Consider the following 7,355-nt stretch of genomic DNA (forward strand, 5'->3'; position numbering starts at 1 on the left):
GCAGCAAGCCCGTCCGGTGACCTGGCGCAGAAGGTGACCGCGGTACTCGAGATGGCGCAGCGGAGCACGGCGGGCCCGCCCCCGGCGGGGCCGATCCCGGGTCCGCGGCCCAGCCGGGAGGCGGCGCAAGGCCCGCGCCGCAGGCCCGCTCGCGTGATCGGCGCTGCCGGCGCAGCGCGCGGCAAGCCCCGTCTGCCCGTCGATGTGGGCCGGCGCTTCGTCGACGAGCTGCGCGAGTTGATGTGCGGTGACGGGGACCGGTACGCGCCCGCCCGGCAGGCTCTGCAGCCGCACGGCGAGCCGGCCGTGCTGGTCGCCGGTGTTGCCGGCGCGCTCGCCGCGGTGCTGAACCTGCGCCCGGAGGTGGTCGGGGCCGCGGTCGCGGTGGCTATGACCGTGATCACCGAGTCCGGCTGGGGCGCGCTGAACACCCCGCCGCGGGTCCGACCGGCCGTAGTCGGGCCCGGACCACGACCGGTGGCCGCAGGCCCTGGGGCCCGGCGAAAGCCCTGACCTACCTGAACCCGCCATCACACGCCGGCCGCGCGGTCGGGGATCGGCAGCCAGGCGGCCTCGCCCCGATTCAATAGCTAACTCATGCCAGGACCTACGTCCTCGCGCAGCACTGGCCTTGACCAGATGAGCCCCCGCGGCGCAGACAACGACCGTTATGTCGCAGGCCCCGGTGCCGAGGGAAGGCCGCGATTGGCGCCGATCCCCTTCGACAATCTCACTGGCCCGCCGGGCTGGCGGTCGGCGACCAGGTCGGCCCGGGCCGCGTCCGTGCCGCTGTCCACGGCACCTTCAGATGACGCCCGAGTCGGTGATCTTGTCTGGGAAACGTTCGTTTGATCGCCAGAGGGTCGGGGCGGGGTGAACGAGTTACTTGGAGATCGCGCCGTGCTCCACTGCGGCGGCGTGGTGGGCGAGCCCGGCGTGGTGGTCGTGCCCGGCGGTGTCACGCGGGCTGACGTGCACGGTCACAGCCACCAGCTTCGGTACGTCGTGCAGCAGGGCGTGTTTGGCTTTGGTGGCGATGTCGTGCGCCGCGACGATCCCGAGGTCCGGGTCGACGGTGATGCCGGTCTCGGCGCGTACCCGGTGCCCGATCCAGCGCAGTCGCAGCTCCTCCACGGCGCGCACCCCGGGCACCGCGCGCAGGCTCGCCTCGGCGGTGTCGACGAGTTCGGGGTCCACGGCGTCCATGAGCCGGCGGTAGATGTCGCGGGCGGCGCTCTTGAGCACGAACAGGATCGCCACCGTGATCAGCAGCCCGACGATCGGGTCGGCCAGCGGGAACCCGGCCAGCACCCCCAAGGCGCCCGCGACCACGGCGAGAGAGGTGAACCCGTCGGTGCGCGCGTGCAGGCCGTCGGCGACCAGCGCCGCGGATCCGATCTTCCGCCCGACCCGGATCCGGTAGAGCGCGACGAGCTCGTTTCCGGCGAACCCGATCAAACCGGCGGCGATCAGGATCCCGATGTTGGTGATCGGCTGCGGGTCCAGCAGTCGCCGGATCGACTCGTAGCCGGCCACCACCGCCGAGAGCGCGATCATGAACACGATGAACACCCCGGCCAGGTCCTCGGCGCGGCCGTACCCGTAGGTGTAGCGCCGGGTCGCTGCCCGGCGGCCGAGCACGAACGCGATCCACAACGGCACCGCGGTCAGGGCGTCGGAGAAGTTGTGAATCGTGTCGGCCAGCAGCGCCACCGACCCGGTCAGCACCACCACCACTACCTGGGCGAGCGCGGTGACCAGGAGCGCGACCAGGCTGATCTTCAACGCCCGGACACCCTCCGCGCTGGACTCCAACGCCGAGTCCACCGAGTCCGCCGCGTCGTGGCTGTGCGGGGTGAACACCGACCCCAACCACCCTCGCACCCGACCTGGATGCCCATGCCCATGTCCGGCAGCCGACGCGATCTCGTGGCCGGTGACCTGTCCCTGGCCATGCCCGTGTCCCTGCGCGGGGCTCCCGTGCTCGTGGGGGTGCTCGGCCGGCCCACCGCCCGTGGCGCGACTCGGGTCGCCTGCTCGCGTGTCGCTCATATTGCCAGGATGCGCTGCCCAGGGCCATTATGCAAACATGCGCGCACGCGATATCATGGCAGATGCGAGTCCAGGGCGACAGTTCGGAACCGGCGATCAGCTTGCGCTCGCGGCGGAGGTGCTGGGGCATCTGGCCGACCCCACCCGGCTGCACCTGCTGCGGCTACTCGCCGGCGACGAGCAGGACGTGAGCACCCTCACCGCGCAGGTCAGCGCGTCGCGGTCCTCGGTGTCTCAGCACCTCGGGCGGTTACGCCTGGCCGGGCTGGTCCAGGTCCGCCGCGAGGGGCGCCGGATGCTCTACCGCGTCGCGAGTGACCACCTGCGCGGCCTGGTCGAGGAGGCCTACCTGTTCGCCGGGCACCTCATCCACGGCATTCCCCACCACGCGCCCGAGCGTTGAGCACCTCGACGACCTGCCGGTGCAAGAAGGCCGATCCCCTGACCGGGCCGTCGCGCGGCTCCCGAAGCCCCGACGCGCAATGTGGGGGCGGTCCTCAGGGTGTGGCCCGTCGCCACGCGGCGGCGCGGAGCAGACGAAGCCCGTTGAGCCCGACGACGACGGTGGACATTTCGTGTCCGGCGACGCCGAGCGGTAGCGGCAAGGTGGCGGTGATGTCCCAGGTGACCAGGACGACGATGACGGTGGCGGCGAAGGCGAGGTTGGCCCGCACGACGCGGTGTGCTCGTCGGGACAGCCTGATGACTGTGGCCAGGGTGGCCAGCTCGTCGCGGACGATGATCGCATCGGCGGTTTCCAGTGCGAGGTCCGATCCGCGTCGGCCCATCGCCACCCCCAGGTCCGCGGCGGCCATTGCCGGGGCGTCGTTGACTCCGTCGCCGACCAGCAGCACCCGATGTCCGTGGGCCTGCAACGCCTTCACGGCGTCGACCTTGTCGGCGGGGAGCAGCCCGGCGCGGATGTCGGTGATGCCGACCTCGGCGGCGAGCCGGGCAGCGGCGCGCGGGTTGTCCCCGGTCAGCAGGACCGGGGAGTTCCCGGTCAACACCGTCAGCGCGGCCACGGTGTCGTGGGCGTCGGGACGCAATCGGTCGGCGAGGCCCAGCACCGCGGCAGGGCTGTCGTCGACCAGTACCACGACCGCGGTCCGCCCGATCTCCTCGAGTCGTGCCGCCTCGTCCAGGGCCCGGCCGACCGCGTCCGTGACGCCGCCTGCCGGGGTGTCTGCCCGACCTGCCTCGGCGATCTCGCCGAGCAGGGCGGGCGAGCCGACGCGCACCCGCCGCCCGTCCACCACCGCGGTCACGCCCCGGCCCGGGGTGGAACTGAAGTCCTCGGCCGCGGGAACCGCGAGGTCGCGGTCGCGGGCCGCTGCGACCACGGCGCGGGCGACCGGGTGCTCGCTGGGTTGCTCGGCTCCGGCAGCCAACGCGAGCACCTCATCGACGCTCAACCCCCCGCTGGATCCGCGCAGGATGGGCTCGATCTCGGCGACCCGGGGGGTGCCCTCGGTGAGGGTGCCGGTCTTGTCGAAGGCCACCAGGGTGGTCTGGCCGAAGCGCTCCATGACCACCGCGGACTTGACCAACAGGCCGTGCCGGCCGGCGTTGGCGATGGTGGACAGCAGCGGCGGCATGGTGGCCAGCACGACTGCACACGGCGAGGCGACGATCATGAAAGTCATGGCGCGCAACAGAGTCGGGGTGAACGCCGCCCCGAGCAGCAGCGGGACCGCGGCCAGCGCCAAGGTGGCGACCACGACGGTGATCGAGTAGCGCTGCTCGACCTTCTCGATGAACAACTGGGTCTGGGCCTTGGTGGCCGAGGCCTGCTCGACCAGAGCCACGATCCGGGCCACGACCGACTCGCTGGCCGCGCGGGCGACCCGCACCCGCAGTGCGCCGGTGCCGTTGAGGGTGCCGGCGAACACCTCGTCGCCGGGCTCTTTGAGCACCGGTAGCGGTTCCCCGGTGATCGAGGCCTGGTCGACCTCGCTGACCCCGTCCAGTACCTGCCCGTCCGCACCGATCCGCTCCCCGGGGCGCACCAGCACCAGGTCGCCCACGACCAGCTCGGCGGTGTCCACGACCTCCCCAGCCCCGTCCTCGGCGTCCGACGAGCGCAGCCGGGTGGCGCGTTCGGGGGCCAGGTCGAGCAGCGCACGCACCGAATCGGCGGTGCGCCGGGTCACGAACGCCTCCAACGCCCCCGAGGTGGCGAAGATGACGATCAGCAGCGCCCCCTCGAACACCTGCCCGATAGCCGCCGCCGCGAGCGCGGCCACGATCATCAACACATCCACGTCGAGGGACTTCTCGCGCAGCGCGCGCAGCCCGGCCAGCGCCGGCTCCCACCCACCGGTCACGTAGCAGGCCAGATACAGCGCCCACCACACCGGCGCCGGCGCACCGGACAGCTGCGCCGCCCCGCCGAGCGCGAACAGCACGGTCGCGATCGCTGCCCACCGGATCTCGGTCAGATCCCACAACCGCGCCCACACACTCCGCGCCGGGCGCATCACCTGCGGTCGGTCCCGCACCATCGTCGTCACCCGAACCACACTACATGCGTACAAACGCAGGTATGCAGTGAGCTAGATAGCTGAACAGCTCGACAGATGGGCATTTCGGCGCTACGTTCGGGAACGTGCATGATGCGTTGCCCGGGTTCCAGATGCCCGACGATCCGCTGGTCGAGCGGGCTGCGGAGGCGTTCCGGCTGCTCGCTGACCCGACCCGGATCAAAATCCTCTGGGCGTTGGCGCAGGGTGAGACGTCGGTGGCCTGTCTGGCCGAGCTCGTCGGTGCCGCGCCCACCGCGGTCAGCCAGCACCTGTCCAAGCTCCGGCTCGCCGGGCTGGTCCGCGGCCGCCGCCGCGGCACCTTCGTGCACTACACCACCGTCGACGAGCAGATCACCCAGCTGCTCGGGGTCTCACTCGCCCGGCCGACGCCGGCCAGCCGGTCGTAGACGGCTCGTGGACGCGCTTGTGATGACTGCCGATCTCTGGCTGCGGCTGTCACCGGCGGCTATCTCCGCCGCGTGGTGGCTCCGAGGGTGAGCCGACGGGTCATGTTGAGCTTGAACTCGCCGTGCATCGCGACATGCGCCCAGATCAGCGGAGTCAAGCCGCGGTAGTCCTCCGCGGTCAAGACGTCGTCCCAGTCGGGTTCGGCGAGCACGTCCTGGATCATCAACGTGTTCACGTGCACCATCGCGGCCTGCAGGATGTGCAGGCACAGCACGGTCATCTCGGCCTCGTCGCGGCGGTTGGTGGCGATGTCCCCGGCCTTGCCGTAGGCGATCTGCGCGTTCGCCCCGTTCCACGACTCGACCACATTCAAGCCCGCGTTGACCTCGCGCTGCTCGGTCCGCGACCGCAGGTACCGGCACAGGAAGATCGTCCGCTGGGCCCGGCCGACCTCCAGCAGCGCCTGGTAGGTGGGGTGCGTGGCGGCGCGGGTGAACCGGCGCAGGATCGCCTCCGTCGACGCGGTGCGATTGTTGATCGCGGTGGCGTAGCGGACCAGCTGGTCGTACTGCTGGGCGATCAGGTCCCACCGGATTGGACCGCGCCCGGCCAGCACCGGCTGAAGCTGCGGGATCCGGGCGCGGGTCTCGACGTCCGGGACGTGCAGCTTGGTGTGGTTGATCCGCTTGAGTCGCGGCTTGAGCTCGAACCCGAGCAGCCGGGTCAGCCCGAACCCGACCTCCGATTGGCCGTGCGAGTCGACGTAGTTGGCCCCGACGTCCATTTCGGTGCGGTGGTGCATCGCGCCCTCGATCATCGCCGCGACCTCCGATGCGGTGCAGGTGATCAACTGCGAGTGGATCGCGACCCGACTTGCTGTCCACGTGCCAGTAGATCAACACGCCGCGGCCGCCGTAGCGGACGTGGTACTGGGTGAACAGGTTCTGGTCGAACGCCCCGAAGTGCGTCGAGTCGGATGCCACCGCGCCGGTCCCGGCGCCCCAGATCAGCTCACCGCGGACGGCGAAGGTGGCGTTCGCGATCGCCGCGGCGAACCCGCGCGCCCCGTCGACCGAGAGGTAGCGGCGCCGCACGTAGCGTAGGTCGTCCTCGGTGTGGCCGTGCTCGCCGGCGGCGATCGCGCGCAGCCCGATGTTGGTGCCGTACCCGAAGATGCACAAGATCAGCCGCTCCGCCATGACCGCGGGGTCGATGCCGCCGCGTGCGCCGGTGAGGCGAAGTGCTCGACCAGCCCGACGCGCAGCACGGTCTCCTTGAGCATATCCAGCAGCGGCACCAGCCCCCACCGGCTGCGCAGCTCAGCCTTGAGCCGGCGCAGGTTCCTCGGTTCCGCCTCTGCCTCCAGTGGCGACAACGTGATGCGGCCGCCTCCGCGGGAGCTGATGCTCAACCACCCGAGCTCGGGCAGCCCGTCGTGCAGGGCGTGCAGCTCGTGGGTCAGCTCCATGCCCAGCGGCTCGATGAAACCCATCGGATCGAGCGGTACGGACAGCTCGCTGTAGTAGGCGCTGCGGCGGGTCTCGAAGTCGGCGGGCAGGTCTTCATCGGGGTTGCGCCACCGATCCGCGCCCTGCACCCAGATCTCTCTGCAGCGCAGCCGCTCCCGCAGCGCCCGGAACAGGCACACCTCGTAGACGGTGCGCACCACCCGCCCGGTGCCGGGCTCGCCGCGATAGGCGAGCTCGGTCAGTCACCGCCCACGATCCCCTCCACCGGCACCGTCTCGCCGGTCGTCGGGTAGTACTGCAGCTTCGACTCCGCGTGGCGCAGCACCAACGCGATCCCGGCGATGATCGGCGCGTGCGCGGTGTTGTTGGACCGGAACGCCAGGGTGCGCAGCAGCTTCACCATCCCGACCCGGTAGTGGTGCGAGTACGAGGCGCGCAGCTTGACCTGCACGTTGCGGCGGAACTCCGGGCCGCCCGCGCGGGCCTCGGCCACCACCTGCCGCAAAGTGGCCTCCCCGCCCGCGACCGGGAACACCACCTCGCGCACCGCGCCGTCCGGATCGTTCAGGCTGGCCTCGGCCACCTGGGCGAGCAGCGCGTTCTTGTTCCGGACCCGATGGAACGAGGCCACCATCTCCTCGGTGACCCGCCGATCCGCGCGCGCGTTGATCGCATGCACCGTGGAGATCAGCAGCTCCACCAGGGTGTCGGTGATCTCGCGTTCGCGCTCGGTCAGCAACGCCGTCAGCAACACCCACCTCGTCGCCGCCGCGAAATCGCGGAAGTGGCTCGGGGCCTGCACCGCGGCCCGGGCCCGCCAGCCCGACATGATCCGCGCACTGACGTCGGCCAGCGCATCCGGCGGCAGCCCGATCGCGCGGATGGCCTCGAGCTTGGCGAT

7 protein-coding genes and 2 pseudogenes are annotated in these 7,355 nt (G+C 71.2%); 3 read left to right on the top strand and 6 right to left on the bottom strand.

The genetic code is table 11. The features are described from left to right. Positions 1-513 (top strand): hypothetical protein (locus I4I78_RS27585; RefSeq protein WP_374225931.1); only part of this gene is annotated, 513 nt, incomplete at its 5' end. A gap of 369 nt (positions 514-882) precedes the next feature. Here I4I78_RS27585 and I4I78_RS27590 read toward each other — a convergent pair. After that, entirely contained in the window at positions 883-1,884 is a 1,002-nt protein-coding gene (locus tag I4I78_RS27590) for a cation diffusion facilitator family transporter (protein ID WP_308252395.1), read from the bottom strand. 286 nt (positions 1,885-2,170) lie between these two features. Here I4I78_RS27590 and I4I78_RS27595 point away from each other — a divergent pair, with 286 nt between their 5' ends. Then, positions 2,171-2,455 (top strand): metalloregulator ArsR/SmtB family transcription factor, encoded by a 285-nt coding sequence (locus I4I78_RS27595; RefSeq protein WP_308252396.1) that lies wholly within the window; start codon positions 2,171-2,173, stop codon positions 2,453-2,455. A 94-nt stretch (positions 2,456-2,549) separates the two neighbouring features. On the opposite strand, the gene I4I78_RS27600 is transcribed toward I4I78_RS27595, so the two are convergent. Then, a complete protein-coding gene (locus tag I4I78_RS27600) occupies positions 2,550-4,556 on the bottom strand; it encodes a heavy metal translocating P-type ATPase (RefSeq protein WP_218614430.1) in 2,007 nt (668 codons plus the stop codon). Positions 4,557-4,660: 104 nt separating this feature from the next. Between I4I78_RS27600 and I4I78_RS27605 the strand changes: the two genes are divergently transcribed. Beyond that, entirely contained in the window at positions 4,661-4,984 is a 324-nt protein-coding gene (locus tag I4I78_RS27605; protein WP_218614428.1) for a metalloregulator ArsR/SmtB family transcription factor, read from the top strand. A 59-nt stretch (positions 4,985-5,043) separates the two neighbouring features. Here the strand turns inward: I4I78_RS27605 and I4I78_RS27610 are convergent, their stop codons facing one another. The 4 genes and pseudogenes from I4I78_RS27610 to I4I78_RS27625 all read right to left on the bottom strand — a co-directional run. Further along, entirely contained in the window at positions 5,044-5,847 is an 804-nt protein-coding gene (locus I4I78_RS27610; RefSeq protein ID WP_374225932.1) for a Tn3 family transposase, read from the bottom strand. A 67-nt stretch (positions 5,848-5,914) separates the two neighbouring features. Further along, positions 5,915-6,184: pseudogene (locus tag I4I78_RS33530) on the bottom strand (Tn3 family transposase); the annotation flags it as partial. Next, entirely contained in the window at positions 6,169-6,651 is a 483-nt protein-coding gene (locus I4I78_RS27620; protein WP_218614429.1) for a hypothetical protein, read from the bottom strand. The gene I4I78_RS27620 and the pseudogene I4I78_RS33530, both read right to left, overlap by 16 nt. A gap of 41 nt (positions 6,652-6,692) precedes the next feature. Further along, positions 6,693-7,355, bottom strand: a pseudogene (locus I4I78_RS27625) (Tn3 family transposase); the annotation flags it as partial.

This window comes from Pseudonocardia sp. KRD291 (genome assembly GCF_019263595.1).
Lineage (GTDB): Bacteria > Actinomycetota > Actinomycetes > Mycobacteriales > Pseudonocardiaceae > Pseudonocardia.